Genomic DNA, 17,735 nt, shown 5'->3' on the forward strand with positions numbered 1-17,735 from the left:
CCGCGCCTGCGGGCACGGCGCCCCCGGCCCCAGGACCCCCGGCTGCAGGACCCCCCGCCGCCGCGCCTCCGCCGTGCGGCCGCCGTCGGCGCCGCCGCGCTCCTCGCCGCCGCCGGCCTCCTCGCCGCATCCCCGAGCGGATCCGCCCGGGCCGCCACCGGCACGGCCGCCGCCCTCGACTCCCGCTGGTACGCCGCCGCGCCCTACCTGATGCCGCGCGACAACAACCCGCCCGACGCGACCGCGATCATGTCCGCCACCGGCCTGAAGGCCGTCCAGCTCGCCTTCGTCCTGGCCCCCGACGGCGGCGGCTGCACGCCCACCTGGGACGGCGGGGCCGCCGTCTCCACCGACACCCAGGTCGCCGCCGTGGTCGACGCCGTCCGTGCGGCCGGCGGCGACGTCTCCGTCTCCGCCGGCGGCTACGGCGGCACCAAGCTCGGCCAGGTCTGCGGCACCCCGGAGGCCACCGCCGCCGCCTACCAGCAGGTGGTGGACCGCTACCGGCTCAGGGCCGTCGACTTCGACCTGGAGGAGCCCGAGTACGAGAACGCCGCGGCGATCCGCAACGAGATCGGCGCGGCCAGGATCCTGCAGGGCGCCAACCCCGGCCTGTACGTCTCCGTCACCACCGCGGGCACGGCCGACGGCACCGGCTGGTTCGGCCGGCAGATGCTGGCCGAGGCCAAGGCGCAGGGCTTCACCCCCGCCAACTTCTCGATCATGCCGTTCGACGGCGGCTTCAACGGCGCGGCGGCGCAGATCTCCGCCCTGGAGAACTTCAACGGCGTGCTCCGCTCCACCTTCGGCTGGGACGCGGCCACCGCCTACGCCCACGAGGGCGTCTCGATGATGAACGGCCGCAGCGACACCGGCGAGTACTTCCGCCAGGACGACTTCCGGCAGGTCCTGGACTACGCCACGGCGCACGGCCTGGCCCGGTACACCTTCTGGTCGCTCAACCGCGACCGGCAGTGCGCCGTCCCGGACAACAACGGGCAGACCTCCGGCAGCTGCAGCAGCGTCACCCAGCAGCCGTGGGACTTCGCCCGGTACTCCGTGCGCTTCGCCGGCGCGACCCCGCCGCCGACCCCGTCCCCCACCCCCACGTCCCCGACGCCGACGCCGACGGTGCCCACTGGGTGTGCGGCGCCGGCGTGGAGTGCGGCGACCGCGTACAGCGGGGGTGCGGTGGTGTCGTACGGCGGGCACGTGTGGACGGCGAAGTGGTGGACGCAGGGCGACATCCCGGGCAGCAACGCCCAGGACGTCTGGACCGACGGCGGCGCCTGCAGCGGCGGCACGGGCTCCCCGACGCAGACGCAGACGCCGTCCCCGACGGTGCCGGGCGGGTGTGCGGCGCCGGCGTGGAGTGCGGCGACCGCGTACACCGGGGGTGCGGTGGTGTCGTACGGCGGGCACGTGTGGACGGCGAAATGGTGGACGCAGGGCGACACCCCGGGCAGCAACGCCCAGGACGTCTGGACCGACGGCGGCGCCTGCTGAACCCTCCGGCCGCGGCGGGCCGGGACCGAGACCCGGCCCGCCGCACCGCTCCCGGCCCGGCCGGGACCCGGTCCGCCTACGCCGGAGCGCCGGGGCCCGCCCGCCCCGGCAGCGCCCCGCCCGCCGCCCGGGGGCCCTCGCGCAGCATCCGGGCCACCCGGTGCGGCGGTCCGGGCCGGGCGAAGTACCAGCCCTGGGCGGTGTCGCAGCCGGTGGCGCGCAGCCGCTCCGCCTGCGCCGCGTTCTCGACCCCCTCGGCCGTCACCGACAGGCCCAGCGCATGGGCCAGCCGCACCATCGCGGTCACGATCTTCTCGTCGGCCTCCCGCCGGTCGCCGCCCGGGTCGCGGAAGCCCTCCACGAAGGACCCGTCCAGCTTCAGCGCGTGCACCGGCAGCCGGGAGAGGTACGCGAGGTTGGAGTAGCCGGTGCCGAAGTCGTCGATGGCGATCCGCACCCCCATCTCGGCGAGCGCCTGCAGCGCCTGCAGCGGGCGGCCCGCCGGGCCCATCACCGCGCTCTCGGTCAGCTCCAGCTGGAGCAGCCGGGGCGGCAGCCCGGTCCGTTCCAGGACGCCGGCCACGTCGGCGACCACGTCGGAGTCCCAGACCTGGCGCACCGCCAGGTTGACGCTCACGAAGACCTCCGCGTCAGGGAACTCCTCCAGCCAGCGCCGGGCCTGGCGGCAGGACTCCTCCAGCACCCACTTGCCCAGCGGCACGATCGCCCCGGTCTCCTCCGCCAGCGGGATGAACCGGTCCGGCGACAGCGTCCCGAAGCGCGGGTGCCGCCACCGCACCAGCGCCTCCGCCCCGTGCACCCGGCCCTCCTCCAGGCCCACCAGGGGTTGGAACTCCACCGCGAACTCGCCGCGTTCCAGCGCCGGGCGCAGCGCCGTCGCCAGCAGCTGGCGGGTCATCTGGTGGGCGCCCCGGTCCGGGTCGTACAGCGTCCAGCGGGCCCGGCCGTCCGCCTTGGACCAGTACAGGGTGGCGTCCGCGTCCTTGACCAGCTCGGTCGGCGTGGTGCCCCGCACCGGCCGCTCCACCACGCCGACGCTGGCGGTGACCGCCAGGCGGTGCCCCGACACCTCGAACGGCTCCTCCAGGACCCGCAGCAGCTCCTCCGCCAGCCCGGTCAGCTGGTCGCCGCCCTCGCTGTCCGGGACCAGCAGGGCGAACTCGTCGCCGCCGAGCCGTGCCACCAGCCGCCCGCCGCCGGTGAACCGCTCCCGCAGCCGGGCGGCCACCGCCACCAGCAGCCGGTCGCCGACGTGGTGGCCCAGGGTGTCGTTGACGGCTGCGAAGCCGTCCAGGTCGACGTAGCAGAGCCCCACCCGGCGGCGCCCGTCGTCCGCGGCGTCGCAGGCGGCGGCGAGGCGTTCGAAGAAGCAGGCACGGTTGGGGAGCCGGGTCAGCGGGTCGTGCATCGACTGGTACTGCAGCCGGTCGCCGAGGCGGCGCTGCTCGCTGACGTCCTCCACCATGGCCAGGGTGCAGAGCGGCCGGCCCTCGCCGTCCCGGATCAGGGAGACGGTGATGTTGGTCCACACCGTGCCGCCGTCGCGGTGCCGCAGCCGCTTCTCCAGGCGCAGCCGCTCGCGTTCCCCGGACACCAGCTCCAGGTAGAGGCGGCGCGCGGACTCCTCCGGGTCGATGAAGGCGTGGATGTGCATCCGCACCAGCTCGGACACGTCCCGGCCGACCATGGCGCCCAGTGCCGGGTTGGCCTCGATGATGCAGTCGTCGGCGTCGACCAGCGCCATGCCGATCCCGGCGTCGGCGAAGGCGGCGCGGAAGCGGGACTCGCTCGTCCGCAGGGCGTCCTGCAGGCGTTCGGCCACGCCGTGCAGGGGGGCCTCGCAGGAGGGGCAGACGATCTCGGCCGGGAGGTGTCCCGGAGGTGTCATGGACGGTGCGGCGGCCGGTGCGGCCGCCACCGCCGGTGTCATCGCCGGCGTCACCGCCGTCGCCTCTGCCCGCGTCCCGGCGTGGGCCACGGAGGGGACCGCGGCAGGTGGCGCGGTCGGTTGCGAGGCCGGTGGTGCGGTCGGTGGTGCGGTCGGTGCCGTGACCGGGTTCCCGGCCGGTGCCGTGTGGGACGCCGCCCGGGAGGTGCCCGGCCGCTCCGGTGGAGGGGAGCCGCGGCCCGTGCGCTCCCCGGGGCGGTCGTGCCCGTCCCGTACCCGGCGTTCCTGGTGTCCCTGGTGTCCCTGGTGTCCTGCGTGGACACCGGCCCCGTCGTCCATGTCGGTCCCGTCGTGCGCTTCGGTCCCCCGGGTGTGCGTCCGCCCCCGGTGTGCACCGGTCCGCCGACGGGCCTCCGGTCGCCGGTGCCCCGGGGCCTCCGGCCGGTCCGGTGCGGCAGACCCGGCCCCCGGCGCCGGTCCTGCCGGGTCTCTGCAGTCAGGACCGGGACCGGGACCGGTCCCGCCTCCGCGGCCGCGGGTGTGCGGTGGCCCGCGGACCGGGAGGCCGGCCGGTGCGGGGTGCACCGCTGCGGTCCGCGTCCGCGCGCACGCACCCGGCGTGGAGCCCGGGGTTCACGCCGGGTGCGTGCGCACGGTCACGCCTGCGGTCCGGCCTGCGGTCCGGGTGCGCCCGCCCGGTGGGCACGGGCGCGTCGTACCGGTCCGCCGGACACGGGACCGTGCCCTCAGGCCAGGCGGGCGGTGAGGGTGATGGTCGTGCCCGACAGCGCCTGGCTGACGGGGCAGTTGGCCTTGGCGTCCTCGGCGGCCTTGGCGAAGCCCGCCTCGTCCAGCCCCGGCACCTGCCCGGTCACCGTGAGGTGGATTCCCGTGATGCCGGTGCCCGGCTGGAAGGTCACCTCGGCCTCGGTGTCGAGCCGGGTGGGCGGGGTGCCCGCACCGGACAGGCCGTGCGAGAGGGCCATCGAGAAGCACGCCGAGTGGGCGCCCGCGATCAGCTCCTCCGGGCTGGTCTTCCCGTTCGGCTCCTCGGCGCGCGACGGCCAGGACACGGGGAACTCCCCGATGCCCGAGGAGGCGAAGGCCACCTGCCCCCTGCCCTCCAGGAGGTTGCCCTCCCAGGCCGTACGCGCGATTCGCTTGGTTGCCACGATCCGTTCCTCCTGTGCTGGGCTGTGCTGGACTGGGCTGTGCTGGGATCCGCATCCGGTCGACCTCACCCTATGCCGGTGATTCCGCCGGACCTCTGACGTCAGGGCAGGCGACACAGCGTCAGCCGGGCGCCCGCCGGGTCGGCGCAGGGCACCATCCGGCCGTGCGGGGAGTCGAACGGGTCCACCAGCACCTGCCCGCCGAGCCGCTGCACCGCCTCCGCCGCCGCGTCGGCGTCCGGCACGGCCAGGTACACCGACCAGCGGGGCTCCGACGTACCGGTCCGGTGGCGCCCGCACACGGGCGAGTCGCCCCCGCCGGGCACCTTCCACGCCGTGTAGTCGAACTCGCGCCCGTCCCCGATCTGCTCCTGCTCGTACGGGAAGAGCGTGCGGTAGAAGGCGTCCGCCTCCGCGCCCTCCGACGTCTCCAGCTCGTACCAGCACGGCGCGCCCGGCTCGCCGACCAGCTCCGCGCCGGTGTGGCCGCCCGCCTGCCACAGCCCGAAGGACGCCCCCGCGGGGTCGAAGGCGTACGCCATGCGCCCCGCGCCGGGCACGTCGTGCGGCCCCATCACGGGCTTGCCGTCCGCTGCGGCGACCCTGCCGTACACCGCGTCCACGTCGGAGGCCGCGAGGTAGACGTTCCACATCGACGGCATGCCCTCGCCGCCCGGCGGCGGGGGCATCAGGCCGGCCACCCGCCGCCCGCCGCTGCGGCACATCGTGTAGCCGTTCATGGCCGGGCCGAGGTCCTCGAACTCCCACCCCATCACCTGGCCGTAGAAGGCGCGGGCGGCCTGCGGGTCGGGCGTGGTCAGGTCGGCCCAGCAGGGGGCGCCGTCCGGGTACGAGTCGCGTGGGGGCATGGAGTCTCTTCCTCGCTGCTCCGGTCTTCCGCGCCCGGGGAGGGTCGCTCCCCGCAGGCGTGTGCGGTCGCTCCGCGTGCCCAGAATCCGGCCGTCGGCAGCGGCCCGCAACCGCTCCGCCGCCGACCGTGGACGGCCAGCCGGGGCGGGTGCCCCGGGAGGCGCGGAGGGGGGCCGGGAACCCGTCGTCGCGGCTGTTCCGTCCCGCCTGCCCCCTCCCCGCCTGCCCCCCCGCCCGGCCGCTCGGCCCCTGTGTCGTGCGCACCGCCCCTTCCGCCCGGCCTGCGGCAGCGCTTTTCCCCGGCAGGCAGCCGCCCTCACGACCCTGGGCGGGCCTGCCGGTCAGGTCGGCCCCGGAGCCGGCCGGCCCTGGCCCTGGCCGGCCCGAGGCCCGGTCGGCCCCGGCCCTGGCCCTGGCCGGCCCTGGCCCTGGCCGGCCCTGGCCCTGGCCGGCCCCGGCCCTGGCCGGCCCCGGCCCTGCTCAGCCCGAGGCCCGGCCGGCCTCCGGCAGGGGAACCACGGCCACCGCGCGCTCCACCAGCGAGCCCAGGTAGAGCCGCCCGTCGTGCTCGCAGACCCCCGTCACCTGGCTGAAGCGGTCACCCGGCCCCTGCAGGTCGTGCACGACACGCCCGTCGGCGTCGACACCGATCACCCATACGGTGCGTTCGGGGGCCGGCTGCAGCCGCGGCGGCAGCGCCCACACGGCGCGGCGCACCGCCGGGTGCGTCCGGTGCAGCAGGTCCAGGACCGGGTCCCGGTGGCTCGGCATGGCGATCCAGACCACCCCGGACGGGCCGGTGGACATGTTGTCCGGGAACCCGGGCAGCTCCACCAGCACGTCGCGGTCGCCGGCCCGCCCACCGGCCAGCCACAGCCGGGACACCCGGTACGCCCCGGTCTCCGCCACCGCCACCCAGACCTCGTCCGGCCCCAGTACCACCCCGTTGGCGAACTGCAGTCCCTCCAGCAGCACCTCCGGCTCGCCGCCGTCCGGACCCACGCGCAGCAGCCGTCCGGTGCCCGAGTGCTCCAGGATGTCGGCCTTCCAGTCGTCGATCGTCCAGCGGCGGCTGGACTCGGTGAAGTAGACCGTGCCGTCGGCGGCCGTGACGGCGTTGCTGCAGAACCTCAGCGGCTCGCCGTCCATGCTGTCCGCGAGCACCTCCACGGCGCCCTTCCGGTCCGCCGTACCGACCGCCGCGCCGGCCGCCGGGTCGACGCGCAGCAGCCGGCCCAGCCGGGCGTCGCAGACCAGGAGCCGTCCGTCGGGCAGCGGCTGGAGCCCGGCGGGGCGTCCCGGAGCGATGTCGGCGACGGTCTCCGCCACCGAACCGTCCGGGCCGAGCCGCAGGATCCGGCCGTCCGCCACCCCGCACAGCAGGCGTCCCTCCGCGTCCACCACCACGTCCTCCGGGCCCTCGCCGCTGATCGGCAGCAGCTCCGGCGGCGGCATAGTGGGCGGCCCCTTTCGCTCCCGGGCGCGCCCGGTGGGGGCGGGCGGCTTCCACACGACCGGCTGCAGCGCGGTACGGGGCACGACGGGCTCCTCTCGGCGGGCGTATCGGCCGGCGCCCAGACTACGGACGGCCGGGCCGGGCGACGAGATGCTTGTTACTGTGGCGTTCGCCCACCCGTCCATTACCGGCCGGCGAAAGCCCCGACGCCCGGAGAGGCCCCGATGACGGACCAGCCCACCACCGCCCCCGCCGACAGCACGGAGAAGACCGGGGCCGGCGTGGCGGACCCGGCGGTGCGGGCGGAGCTCGAGCGACTGCGGCAGTCCATCGACAACATCGACGCCGCCGTCGTCCACATGCTCGCCGAGCGGTTCAAGTGCACGCAGCAGGTCGGCCGCCTCAAGGCCGAGCACCGGCTGCCCCCGGCCGACCCGGACCGCGAGCGGCGGCAGATCGAGCGTCTGCGCGGCCTGGCCGCCGACGCCCATCTGGACCCGGTCTTCGCGGAGAAGTTCCTCACCTTCATCATCGCCGAGGTCATCCGCCACCACGAGGACATCGCCCGCTCCTGATGCGCGGCCCGGGTCCGCTCGCAGGCACTGCTCGGGCCCTGGCCCCGGCCCCGTCCTCAGCCCGGGCCTCGGGCCTGCGGGCAGCCGGCTGCCCGGGCGCGCTGTGGCACGGACGCCGGGTCGGAAGGTGCGTGAGGTCCGCCGGTCCGCGATCGCGACGCGCTGGCGGCTGCCGTGGTGTCCGGCGGCGGCTGCCGGGTTTCCTCCTGCCGCTGGGCCCGTAGGGCCCGCTGCGCCTGCCGGGATCGCTCCCCGGTCGCGGCGTGAGCGTCCCGGCGCTGTCGCCGCGCACCGGGAGGACGTGGTGACCGATGCCCGGAGTCGGCCCGGTTATGACGATGCATACGTGCGCACTGCACCGGAACCGTGTCTGTGGTGTTTCGGGCTGCCAGGACGGGCCCTCGTCCGGTACGTCCGGCGCGCTCGTACTGTCGGGCTGCTGGAATCTGGCGGCGGTCCGGGGGTGCGGCAGGCGGAGGGGCCGCCGCCTGGTTCCGCCGGTCCTGGCGTGCTCGGAGGGCCGACGCGGGGCCCGGCGGTGTGCCGGGCCCCGGGGCTGCGGATGCTTCTGCGGAGGTCAGCCGTCGGCGAGCAGGACGATCAGACGGTCCAGCAGGCGCGGGGTGAGGTGGCGGCGCAGGGCCGCGGCGATGTTCTCGGGTGTGTCCAGGGTGATTACGGCGTAATCGCCCTGCGGGGCCGGGGGAGAGGCCGTCGGACGGCGGGAGCGTTGGGCGGGCGCTGCCGGAGTCGGCAGGGTCTGCTGCTCCTGGGGGAGCCGTGCGATCCGCCGGGCGTCCTCCACACCGAGGGCGCCCTCCGCGAGTGCCTGCTGGAGTTCGGGCCGCAGCCGCAGCAGGGCGAGCCGCTGCGAGATGAACCCCTGGGACTTTCCCAACCGGGCGGCGAGCTCCCGTTGCGAGTACGCGTAGCCGTCGACCAGCCGTTGGATCGCGCGGGCCTGTTCCAGCTCGGTGAGGTCGTCCCGCTGAACGTTCTCGATCAGCGCGTCCTCACCCGAGTGGAGCGCGTCCCCCCGTACGTGCACCGGTACCTCGGTCAGCCCGGCCATCCGGGCGGCGGCCAGCCGCCGGTGCCCGTGCAGCACGACGTACGGCGCGTCACCCACCGCACGGCGGTGCTGGGGGTAGTGGAGGAGGAACGCCTCGCGGGTCACCACGCCGAGCGGCTGGAGCACACCGCGTTCCCGCACGGTGTCGGCCAGGCCCTCCAGGTCGCGCAGCTCCTCGCGCGGGTTGTCGGGGTTCTCGGCCAGGGCGGTGAGCGGCAGCACGGTGGGGCGGGCGTCCACCGTGGCCGTGGTCGTAGCTGCGGCTGCGGTCGTGGCCGGGACCAGGACTGCCGTGGCCCCGGGCGTGAGCAGGGTGGCGAGGTCGATGCGGCGCCCCATCACCGGCCTCCCTTCCGGGCGGCGGCTGCCTGCTTCCGCCGTCCCCTCGGCCGCGGCGGCCTGCCGTTCACGGGCTCGGCCGGTGTGACGACCGGTGTGACGACCGGTGCGGCTGCCGATGTGACAGCCGGTGCCGCCGTGGTCCCGCCGGCCAGGGACGCCGGGGCGGTCGTGGCTGCGGACGTGGCCGGGTCCGCGCCCGCTGTGCCGGGCGTGCGCTGCGACGCCTGCGCGTTCCGCCCGCTCCGTACGCCCTTCCCGCTCCGCCCGCCCCGGCCGTCGGCCGGCGCGGGAATGCCGCCGACCACCGCCGCCGGTCCCGCCGCTGCCGATGCTGCCGCGGCCACGGGTTCGGCGGCGCCGAGGCCGACCTCCAGGGCGAGCCGGAAGAAGTCCTCCCGGGCCTGCAGGGCGACCCGGTTGCCGCCGTACTGGGTGACGACCAGTCCGTCGGCCGAGGCGCGGGTGTGGAGCTTGTAGTGCCGGACCACGGTACGGGCCACCGGCCACCCCTGGGCCTCGACGAAGGCCCGGGTCTGCTCCAGGTCCGCCCGTCCGTCGCGCGGGTCCCAGTTGTTGACCACGACCCGGAACGGCAGCCCGCGCGGCTTCACCACCCGCTCGATCGTGCGCTGGGTCGGTTCGAAGCCCAGCGGTTCCGGCTCGATGGGCACGATCACGTCGTGGGCGTGGTCGAGGACGGCCCGCAGCGCCTCCGCGGCGGGCCCCTCGCCCAGGGGGCACCGCTCACCCGGGTCGGTGCGCCCGGAGAGGTCGAGCCAGCCGGGGGTGTCGACGAAGACGTGCCGGGCCGAGGGGATCAGGTGGAGCGCCGCGAGCCCGGCGGGGTCGTCGTGCGCCTGGACGAAGTCGAAGGGCAACCCGTCGCCCACCCGCTCCGACCACCACACGGCGGAGCCCTGCGGGTCGATGGAGACCGCGACGACCGGCGGGTCCTCGCCGGCGGTCCCGCCGAGGACGTCGGCGGTGACGGCGGCGAGGTTGACGGTGAGGGTGGACTTCCCCACGCCGCCCTTCTGGTTGAGGATCACGTGCACCTGGGCCATGGACCGTCCCTGGGGTATGTCGAATCGGACATTCAGGATGTACGGCCACTCTGACAGTGCCACCGGCGCGCACCCCGCACCCGCGCCCGGTGTCGTGGTGCACGCCCCCGTTCACGCCCCTCGTTCGGCCCTCGGCCGAGGGCGGGGCCAACGTCCTTTCCGGAAGCAGGACTTGGCGGCCCACCGGTGGCCGCGTCACGGTCCGGGAGCCGCGCCGATGCGTGCCGGAGGGCCCGGCCGGGCCCTCCGCGCCCCCGGACGCGGGCCGCCGCACGTCACCGCGGCCCGGTCAGGCGCCCGCGCCGAGCTCCTTGCCGTACCAGACCTCCATGTACGGGCCCGTGCAGTATGCCGGGATCTCGGCGTAACCGTGGCGTGCGTACAGTGCGCGGGCCTCGACCAGGTCGAGGCGGGTGTTCAGGACCATCCGGCGGGCGCCGAGCGTGCGCGCCTCGTGCTCCAGCGCCTCCAGCAGGAGGCCCGCGCCCCCGCGGCCGCGGAAGGCGGGCCGCAGGTAGACGCGGGTGAGTTCGGCGCGTCCGTCGTCCAGCATCAGGACCCCGCCGCAGGCGGCGGCCTCACCGCCGCGGCGTCCGACCACGAACTGCCCGGTGGGCGGGGCGAGGAGTTCGGCACCGTCCCCGGCCAGGCCCCGGTCGACCTCCTCGGGCGTTGCGGGCCGTCTCCAGTAGCGGCTCGCCACCTCGTCGTAGTAGGCGCGGCGCAGACCGGTCGCGTCGGGGGAGTCGAAGGCCTCGGGGGCCAGGGTCCAGGACGTCATGACGCACTCTCCTACCCGAGGCGGCCGGGGACCGGCCAGCGCATTTCGGCGGGCCCGGGGGCCGCCCTCAGAGCCGCCGTCCGGCCCGGCCCTCCCGGCCGTCCGCCCCGGTGCAGGCATCTGCCCCGGTGCAGGCCTCCGCCCCCGGGGTCGGCCCGCCGTCCGCCGGCACCGACGCCACCGGCATCCCCTCCGGCGCCCCCGGCACCGGCACCGGCACCGGCGGCGCCGACGAGGCCGACGAGGCCGAGGTCTGCGCGATGAACGCGCCCGCCAGCACCAGCAGCCCGCCGAGCACCTGGGGCACCCCCAGGTGCTCGTCCAGCAGGACCCACGCCGCGACCGTGGCGACCACCGCCTCCAGGCAGGCCACCACCCCTGCCACCGGAGGCGACAGGCGACGCACCGCCACCACGCCGGTCAGGTACGCCAGGACGGTCGCCACCAGCACCACCCAGGCCACCAGCAGCAGGGCCGGAACCCGTTCGCCGCCCATCGCCACCGAGCCGCCCAGCACGTGCCACTCCGTCTGCCACGGACGCGCCACCGCGGTCAGCGCCACCGCGCCCACCAGCAGCCCGTACGCGCTGACGGCCAGCGGGTCCACGGGCTCGCCGCCGCCGCTCCCGGCGTCCGAGAGCACGAAGTACCCGACCTGGCAGCAGGCCGCCCCCAGCGCCAGCAGCACCCCGAGCGGGTCGAAGCCCAGACCGGACCAGACCTCGACCACGCACCCCAGGCCGCCCACCGCCAGCACCGCGCCGAGCGCGGCCGCCCGGGTGACCGGCCTCCGCTGGACGAACCGCACCCACCCCAGGAGCAGCGGCGGCCCCAGGTACTCGATCAGGAGGGCCACCCCGACCGGGATCCGGGAGATGGACGCGAAGTAGAACGCCTGGACGCCGGCCACCCCCAGCAGTCCGAACCCGACCAGCAGCCCGGGCCGCCGCCGCAGTTCGCCCCGGTGCCGCACCGCGACCGGCAGCAGCACCAGGGCCGCACCGGCCACCCGCAGCCACACCACGTGGAGGGGGTCGAGGCCCGCGGAGATCAGCGGCTTCGCCGCCGTCCCCGAACCGCCGAAGGCGAACGCGGACAGCAGGGCGAGGGCGAGTCCGCCGGCTCTGCCGGAGTGCGGCGCGGACCCGCCGTGTGTCTCTGAATCGGGCATCCGGCCATTCTGGCAGGGGCGTGCTGCGGGCTGCTTCGCAGGTCAGGATGGATGCGGCGGTGTTCCCCGCGGCACCGTCGGGCTCCCGTCGGTCCACCCGCCAGCCGGATACGGCCCGTCGGACGCGGCCCGTCGGGCGCCGACGGTCGTGGGCGGCGGCACCGCGCGGTACGGCCGCCGCCCGCTCCCCGCCGCCCGGAGACGCCGAGGGCCCCTCCGTGTCTCCACGGAGGGGCCCTCGGTACCGCATGTGCGCCGCCAGGGACTCGAACCCCGAACCCGCTGGTTAAGAGCCAGCTGCTCTGCCAGTTGAGCTAGCGGCGCTCACCTGCGGGAAGAACTCTACCGCATCCGGCGGGTGCTCCCGTTCACGGCCGGTCGGCCAGGAAGGCCGTGGTCCGCGCCCGGTCGTCGCACTCCGCGAAGAGCCCGCCGTCCGCCATCCCCACCTGGATCCCGCCGCCCGGGACCCCCAGCACGAGCGAGGGCGGTGCCACCGGGGTCGCGCCTGACGCGCAGTAGCCGTCGCCCTCGCCCAGCACCGACACCAGGGTGACCCGCACCCAGGCCCTGCCGCCCGGGGCCAGCCGCACCGGCCGCGCCGCCCCTTCGCGGACGGTCCGCAGCGGACGGTTGCGGCGCGGGTCGCCCTGCCCGGCGACCGCGACGGAGGGGAAGCCCTGCAGCACGCAGGAGCCGGGCCCGCGGTTGGTGAGGGAGACCAGCACCGCGTAGGTCCCGTCGGGGTTGGAGGGCTCCAGCCGCCGGGCGCCGGAGGCGGCGAGCCCGCCGGGGGAGCAGGCGGCCGAGGCGGTCCCGCCGGGGGCCGGGCGGCCCGACGCGCCGTCCGCCGGCCCCTGGGACGCGGGCGCCGACGGCACGGGCGCCGACGGTGCGGACGCCGACGGTGCGGGAGCAGCAGGGCGCGACGCCGGGCCGCCGGGCTCCGCGGTGCCCGAGGGGCGTCCCGAGGGGGCCGGGGAGGCGGACGCCGCACGCGACGGAGCCGCCGTACCCGGGGCGGCCGCCCCGACCGTCCCCGGACCGCACGCCGTCAGGAGCCCGCCCGCCGCCGCCAGCACCGCGGCCCCCCGGACCGCCCCCAGACCCCGGACCGCCCCGTACCCTCGAGTCCTCGCCATGACCGCGTCCCCCTGTCGTCCGTCCTCCGGCGGCCGCTCCGGCCGTCGTCCGCATCCACGCGGCCGCCGCCGGGCGGGTTGCGGCCGTGCCGGGCTGTGACACGGCGGTGACCGGCCCGTCGCGCCCCGCGCCCGGTGCCGCGCCCGCGCTGCTCCCGGCGCCCGCCGCCGGTCGCGCGGCGCGTCCGGCTGCCGCATCCTGGGTGCATGGACAGCGGTGGCGCAGGTCGGATGCAGGAGTCCTTCGAGGGCTGGCTGCGCGGTCACGGCTGGAAGATCCTGGACGAGCACTGCGACCACGACTGCGTCGACGTCGAGGCGTGGCACGCCGACGGCGCGCGCCTGCTGGCGGAGGTTCAGGAGGACACCGCCGACGCGGACCGCGACCTCGACACCGCCTACGGCCGGCTGCTGCGCCGGATGGACGACAACCCGGGCACCCGGTACGCCGTCGTCGTCCCGGAGGGCGCGGTGGAGGCGGCCCTGCGGGTCTCCGCGCGGGTCCGCGGACTGCTGGGGGTCGACCTGTACGCGGTCGGCGCGGGCGGTGCGGTCCGCCGCCTCGACGGCTGACGGGACTCCCGGTCCGCATCCTGCCGCTCCCGGCCTCGCCCGCCGCGGCCCCGTCCACCGCGCCCCCGTCCACCGCTGCCGTGCACGTCGGCGGGTGACCGGCGGCCGGTTTCCCGACCCCGGGCCCCCTGCAGCCGTCGGCCCCCGGTGCCCTGCCGACCCCACGGCCCGGGCCGGGCCGGGCCGGTGCCGAGGGCCCGTCCGACGGCACCCCGGCCCCGCACCCCGGCCCCGCACCCCCCTCGGCACCCGGACCGCCCGGCCCGGCGCGGATCCCGCCCGACGCGCCGTCATGTCCGCCACCCGGCGGTCACCTCCTGCGCCCGGAGGGTGACAGCGCGTGCGCGACCTGTGCGCCCTGCGTAGCTTCGACCGGGTGCGGGTGCTCCGGCCCGCAGCCGGCAGCGGGCCACACACCAGGGGAAGCAGGTCACCACCGATGCGCCTACGAAAGCTCACACACCTCCGCGGGGCCTGCGGCCCCGTCGCCCTCGCCGTCCTCGCCGCGGTGGGCGCCGCCGCGCCCGCACCCGCGCGCGCCTCGACGGTGCTGGTGGTCCGGCCGGGGGAGACGGTCCAGCAGACGGTGGACCGGGCCGCCCCCGGGGACATCGTCTTCGTGCCGGCGGGCGTCTACCGGGGGAGCGTCGACATCCGCACCGACGGCGTGACCCTCGTGGGCTCCGGCCCGGCCACCCGCTTCGTGCCCGCTGCGGCGGCGGGCACCGGCGCATGTGCCGCAGCAGGGCACGGCGTCTGCGTCACCGGAACCCCCGGGCACCCCCTGGCGGGCGTCCGCCTCCGGTCGTTCTCCGTCTCCGGTTTCACCAAGGACGGCGTCATGGCGACCTGGACCGACGGCCTGTCGGTGCGCGGCGTCGTCTCGCGCGGCAACGGCGAGCACGGCATCCGTCAGGACCGGTCGGTGCGCGGCGTCTTCCGGGACAACACCGCCGCTGACAACGCGGAGACCGGCATCTTCCTCGCCAACACGGTGACCGAGGAGGGCGGCGCCACCGACGCGGAGGGCGCGGTGGTGAGCGGCAACCGGCTCTCGGGCAACCGTGTGGGCATCACCGTGCGGCGCCTGCAGGACCTCGTGGTGGAGCGCAACGCCGTCATCGGCAACTGCGCCGGGATCTTCGTCGTCGGCGACGAGGGCATCCCCCGGGCCGGGAAGCTGGCGGTGCGCTCCAACCGGGTCTGGGAGAACAACCGCTACTGCCCGTCGACCGCCCGGCTCCCCGTGATGCAGGGCGCCGGCATCGTCCTCACGGGCGTGGAGGAGGTGCGGGTCGTCGGCAACGACGTCCGGGACAACCGCGGCGCGTCCCCGCTCTCCGGCGGCATCGTGCTCTTCCCGAGCTTCGTCGGGGTGGCCAGCTCGCGGAACACGATCGGCGGCAACACGGCCACCGGCAACCAGCCGGCCGACCTCGCCGACCGCGACAAGGGCACGGACAACGTCTTCGACGACAACCGGTGCGAGGTGTCGCAGCCCGCCGGGCGCTGCTGACGCGGGCTCACCGGTCCCGGCCCGCAGCCCGGCCCGCCCGGACCCGCCCGGACCCGCAGCCGGGGCGCGCACGCCCGGTGCCCCGCCGCCGCGGTGCCGGGCGGGCCCCGGCGGCGGAAGGCGGCGTCGCCCCGCGTCCCGGCCGCTCCCGGCGCTCCCGGACCGGCCCGCGCCACCGGGACGGCGGGCGCGCGGGCTGCGGCCTCCGACACGACGAGGGCCCTTCCCCGTGACGGGGAAGGGCCCTCGGTCCTGCACAGTGCGCCGCCAGGGACTCGAACCCCGAACCCGCTGGTTAAGAGCCAGCTGCTCTGCCAGTTGAGCTAGCGGCGCCCGCTGACCAGGAGACTGTACACGGTGCCGCGGCGGATCGCCGAATCGGCCCGCCCCTCGACGCACGGCCGCCGACCTGCGAGCGTGGCCCCCGGGCCGCCCGGCACGCTGCCGGCCCGCCCGTCACCGCCCGCCACCGCCGCCCGTCCCCCGGAGGAGCCGCCCATGAGCGCCGCGCCCGCCCCCCTTCCGCCCTTCGACCCCCGCGACCCGCTCGGGGTGGACGACCTGCTCGACGAGGAGGAGCGGGCGGTCCGGGACACCGTGCGCCGCTGGTGCGCCGACCGCGTGGCCCCGTACGTCGCCGACTGGTACGAGCGCGGCGAGCTGCCCGGGGTCCGCGAGCTGGCGAAGGAGCTGGGCGCGCTCGGCGCCCTCGGCATGCACCTGGAGGGGTACGGCTGCGCGGGCGCCTCCGCCGTGCAGTACGGCCTGGCCTGCCTGGAGCTGGAGGCGTGCGACTCCGGCATCCGCTCCCTGGTGTCGGTGCAGGGCTCGCTGGCCATGTACGCGATCCACCGGTGGGGGTCGGAGGAGCAGAAGCAGCGGTGGCTGCCCGGCATGGCGGCCGGCGAGGTGATCGGCTGCTTCGGCCTCACCGAGCCCGACCACGGCTCCGACCCCGCCTCGATGCGGACCCGGGCCCGCCGCGACGCGGGCGGCGACTGGGTGCTCGACGGCCGCAAGATGTGGATCACCAACGGCTCGGTGGCCGGGGTGGCGGTCGTGTGGGCGCAGACCGACGAGGGCGTCCGGGGCTTCCTGGTCCCCGCGGGCACCCCCGGCTTCTCCGCCCCGGAGATCAGGCACAAGGCGTCGCTGCGCGCCTCCGTCACCAGCGAGCTGGTCCTCGACGGGGTGCGGCTGCCCGCCGACGCGGTCCTCCCCGGCGTCACCGGGCTCCGCGGGCCGCTCGGCTGCCTCAACCAGGCCCGCTACGGCATCGTCTGGGGCGCGGTGGGCGCCGGCCGCAGCTGCTTCGAGGCCGCGCTGGACTACGCGGGCAGCCGGGTGCAGTTCGGCAGGCCGATCGGCGGCTTCCAGCTGACCCAGGCCAAGCTCGCCGACATGTCCCTGGAACTGCAGAAGGCCCTGCTGCTCGCCCTCCACCTCGGGCGCCGGATGGACGCGGGGCGGCTGCGTGCCGAGCAGGTCAGCTACGGCAAGCTCAACAACGTCCGGGAGGCGATGGGCATCGCCCGGACCGCCCGCACGATCCTGGGGGCCAACGGCATCAGCCTGGAGTACCCGGTGATGCGGCACGCCGCCAACCTGGAGTCCGTGCTGACCTACGAGGGCACCGTGGAGATGCACCAGCTGATCGTCGGCAAGGCCCTCACCGGGCTCGACGCCTTCCACTGAGGTCCGGGCGGCGGGCCGCCGGCCCGCCGCCTCCCCGGCCCGCCCCCGATGCACGGAGAAGGGCGCCCCCCGTGAGGAGGACGCCCTTCCCGTTGTGTGCGCCGCCAGGGACTCGAACCCCGAACCCGCTGGTTAAGAGCCAGCTGCTCTGCCAGTTGAGCTAGCGGCGCTCACCGACACCGCAGACTCTAGCAGTCGGCCCCCTCCGACTGAAATCGGTTCTCCCCGCGCGCCGGGAGCATGCGCTCCCGGGCCGTGCGCCGGGCGGCGCGCATGCAGGCGCGCAGCAGCACCCCCGCGTCCGGGAGCCACGGCTCCCGCTGGTCCGGGGCGACGATCCAGCGCCCCGAGCCGAGCCCGGGGGAGTCGGGGGCGTCGACCATGCGCTGCAGCGGGGGCACGGTCACGGCGTCGCCCGCACCGTGGCAGAGCGCCGCGGGAGTGCCGGGGCCCCACTCCTCCCAGCGCAGCAGCGGGCTCAGCCGCTCGGCGGTGCCGGGCCGGGCGAAGAGCAGCAGCCGGCCCCGGTAGGAGGCGGCGGGTCCGCATCCGGGCCCGGTCGTCCACAGCTCCTCGAGGACACGCCGCCCCGGCAGCCCCGGCAGGCTGACCACGTCGAAGACGCGGCCGCAGGGCAGGACGGTGGCGGCCCAGGGGCGTTCCCGCCACAGGGCCTGGATGCTGCGCGGGTACTCGCTCGCGGACGCCAGCCAGGCCTCTCCGGCCACGGTGACGTACTCCACGGATTCATACGTCCAGATGTCCACGGACAGCAGATGTACCGGCCGTGCCGTTCGTGTGCGGCGGGAAGCGGGGTTTGCCGGACAGGACCCCCGGGCGCGGCGTACCCTTCCACCCGCATATGCCGGAGGTCGGCGGCCGCGGGACGTC

14 protein-coding genes, 3 tRNA genes and 2 pseudogenes are annotated in these 17,735 nt (G+C 76.5%); 6 read left to right on the plus strand and 13 right to left on the minus strand.

Going from position 1 to position 17,735, the window contains the following annotated elements; translation table 11 throughout:
• Window positions 1–42: 42 nt before the first annotated feature.
• Window positions 43–1,293: pseudogene (locus tag LO771_RS13045) on the plus strand (carbohydrate-binding protein); the annotation flags it as partial.
• Window positions 1,294–1,377: 84 nt separating this feature from the next.
• Window positions 1,378–1,506: pseudogene (locus tag LO771_RS31640) on the plus strand (carbohydrate-binding protein); the annotation flags it as partial.
• A 76-nt stretch (window positions 1,507–1,582) separates the two neighbouring features.
• On the opposite strand, the gene LO771_RS13050 reads toward LO771_RS31640, so the two are convergent.
• The 4 genes from LO771_RS13050 to LO771_RS13065 form a co-directional block, all read right to left on the minus strand.
• Window positions 1,583–3,415 carry a bifunctional diguanylate cyclase/phosphodiesterase gene (locus LO771_RS13050; RefSeq protein WP_230651743.1) on the minus strand — a complete coding sequence of 611 codons (1,833 nt, stop codon included), beginning with the start codon at window positions 3,413–3,415 and terminating at the stop codon, window positions 1,583–1,585.
• 746 nt (window positions 3,416–4,161) lie between these two features.
• Window positions 4,162–4,587 (minus strand): OsmC family protein, encoded by a 426-nt coding sequence (locus LO771_RS13055; protein ID WP_230651746.1) that lies wholly within the window; start codon window positions 4,585–4,587, stop codon window positions 4,162–4,164.
• 101 nt (window positions 4,588–4,688) lie between these two features.
• Window positions 4,689–5,456 (minus strand): VOC family protein, encoded by a 768-nt coding sequence (locus tag LO771_RS13060; protein WP_230651749.1) that lies wholly within the window; start codon window positions 5,454–5,456, stop codon window positions 4,689–4,691.
• A 481-nt stretch (window positions 5,457–5,937) separates the two neighbouring features.
• Entirely contained in the window at window positions 5,938–6,996 is a 1,059-nt protein-coding gene (locus tag LO771_RS13065) for an SMP-30/gluconolactonase/LRE family protein (RefSeq protein ID WP_308188896.1), read from the minus strand.
• 141 nt (window positions 6,997–7,137) lie between these two features.
• On the opposite strand from LO771_RS13065, the gene LO771_RS13070 reads away from it, so the two are divergent.
• On the plus strand, window positions 7,138–7,488 hold the full coding sequence (locus tag LO771_RS13070) for a chorismate mutase (RefSeq protein ID WP_230651753.1): 351 nt from the start codon (window positions 7,138–7,140) through the stop codon (window positions 7,486–7,488).
• A gap of 577 nt (window positions 7,489–8,065) precedes the next feature.
• Here the strand turns inward: LO771_RS13070 and LO771_RS13075 are convergent.
• The 6 genes from LO771_RS13075 to LO771_RS13100 all read right to left on the minus strand — a co-directional run bounded on the left by LO771_RS13075 (window position 8,066) and on the right by LO771_RS13100 (window position 12,799).
• A complete protein-coding gene (locus tag LO771_RS13075; protein ID WP_230651757.1) occupies window positions 8,066–8,899 on the minus strand; it encodes a ParB/RepB/Spo0J family partition protein in 834 nt (277 codons plus the stop codon).
• Entirely contained in the window at window positions 8,899–9,966 is a 1,068-nt protein-coding gene (locus LO771_RS13080; RefSeq protein WP_230651760.1) for a ParA family protein, read from the minus strand. Before LO771_RS13080 ends, LO771_RS13075 begins: the two co-directional genes overlap by 1 nt.
• 289 nt (window positions 9,967–10,255) lie before the next feature.
• Window positions 10,256–10,747: a GNAT family N-acetyltransferase gene (locus tag LO771_RS13085; protein WP_230651763.1), complete on the minus strand. Its 492-nt coding sequence runs from the start codon at window positions 10,745–10,747 to the stop codon at window positions 10,256–10,258.
• A 67-nt stretch (window positions 10,748–10,814) separates the two neighbouring features.
• Window positions 10,815–11,918: a DMT family transporter gene (locus LO771_RS13090; RefSeq protein ID WP_230651766.1), complete on the minus strand. Its 1,104-nt coding sequence runs from the start codon at window positions 11,916–11,918 to the stop codon at window positions 10,815–10,817.
• A 251-nt stretch (window positions 11,919–12,169) separates the two neighbouring features.
• Window positions 12,170–12,242: transfer RNA gene (locus LO771_RS13095), tRNA-Lys, on the minus strand.
• Between the two features lie 44 nt (window positions 12,243–12,286).
• Window positions 12,287–12,799, minus strand: a complete 513-nt coding sequence (locus tag LO771_RS13100) for a DUF4232 domain-containing protein (RefSeq protein ID WP_230651769.1) — start codon at window positions 12,797–12,799, stop codon at window positions 12,287–12,289.
• Window positions 12,800–13,267: 468 nt separating this feature from the next.
• Here LO771_RS13100 and LO771_RS13105 point away from each other — a divergent pair, with 468 nt between their 5' ends.
• Complete coding sequence (locus tag LO771_RS13105) at window positions 13,268–13,633, plus strand: hypothetical protein (RefSeq protein WP_230651771.1); 366 nt, start codon at window positions 13,268–13,270, stop codon at window positions 13,631–13,633.
• A gap of 439 nt (window positions 13,634–14,072) precedes the next feature.
• Window positions 14,073–15,149 carry a nitrous oxide reductase family maturation protein NosD gene (locus tag LO771_RS13110; RefSeq protein WP_230651774.1) on the plus strand — a complete coding sequence of 359 codons (1,077 nt, stop codon included), beginning with the start codon at window positions 14,073–14,075 and terminating at the stop codon, window positions 15,147–15,149.
• A gap of 260 nt (window positions 15,150–15,409) precedes the next feature.
• Here LO771_RS13110 and LO771_RS13115 read toward each other — a convergent pair.
• A tRNA-Lys gene (locus LO771_RS13115) sits at window positions 15,410–15,482 on the minus strand.
• A gap of 165 nt (window positions 15,483–15,647) precedes the next feature.
• Here LO771_RS13115 and LO771_RS13120 point away from each other — a divergent pair.
• Complete coding sequence (locus LO771_RS13120) at window positions 15,648–16,844, plus strand: acyl-CoA dehydrogenase family protein (RefSeq protein ID WP_230651777.1); 1,197 nt, start codon at window positions 15,648–15,650, stop codon at window positions 16,842–16,844.
• A 97-nt stretch (window positions 16,845–16,941) separates the two neighbouring features.
• On the opposite strand, the gene LO771_RS13125 is transcribed toward LO771_RS13120, so the two are convergent.
• Together LO771_RS13125 and LO771_RS13130 are read right to left on the minus strand one after the other, a co-directional pair.
• A tRNA-Lys gene (locus LO771_RS13125) sits at window positions 16,942–17,014 on the minus strand.
• A gap of 18 nt (window positions 17,015–17,032) precedes the next feature.
• The gene (locus tag LO771_RS13130) at window positions 17,033–17,611 is read right to left on the minus strand and encodes a bifunctional DNA primase/polymerase (protein ID WP_230651779.1); all 579 of its coding nucleotides are present in this window, start codon (window positions 17,609–17,611) and stop codon (window positions 17,033–17,035) included.
• Window positions 17,612–17,735: the final 124 nt, after the last annotated feature.

This window comes from Streptacidiphilus sp. ASG 303 (assembly GCF_020991365.1).
In the GTDB taxonomy this organism is placed as follows: Bacteria; Actinomycetota; Actinomycetes; order Streptomycetales; family Streptomycetaceae; genus Peterkaempfera.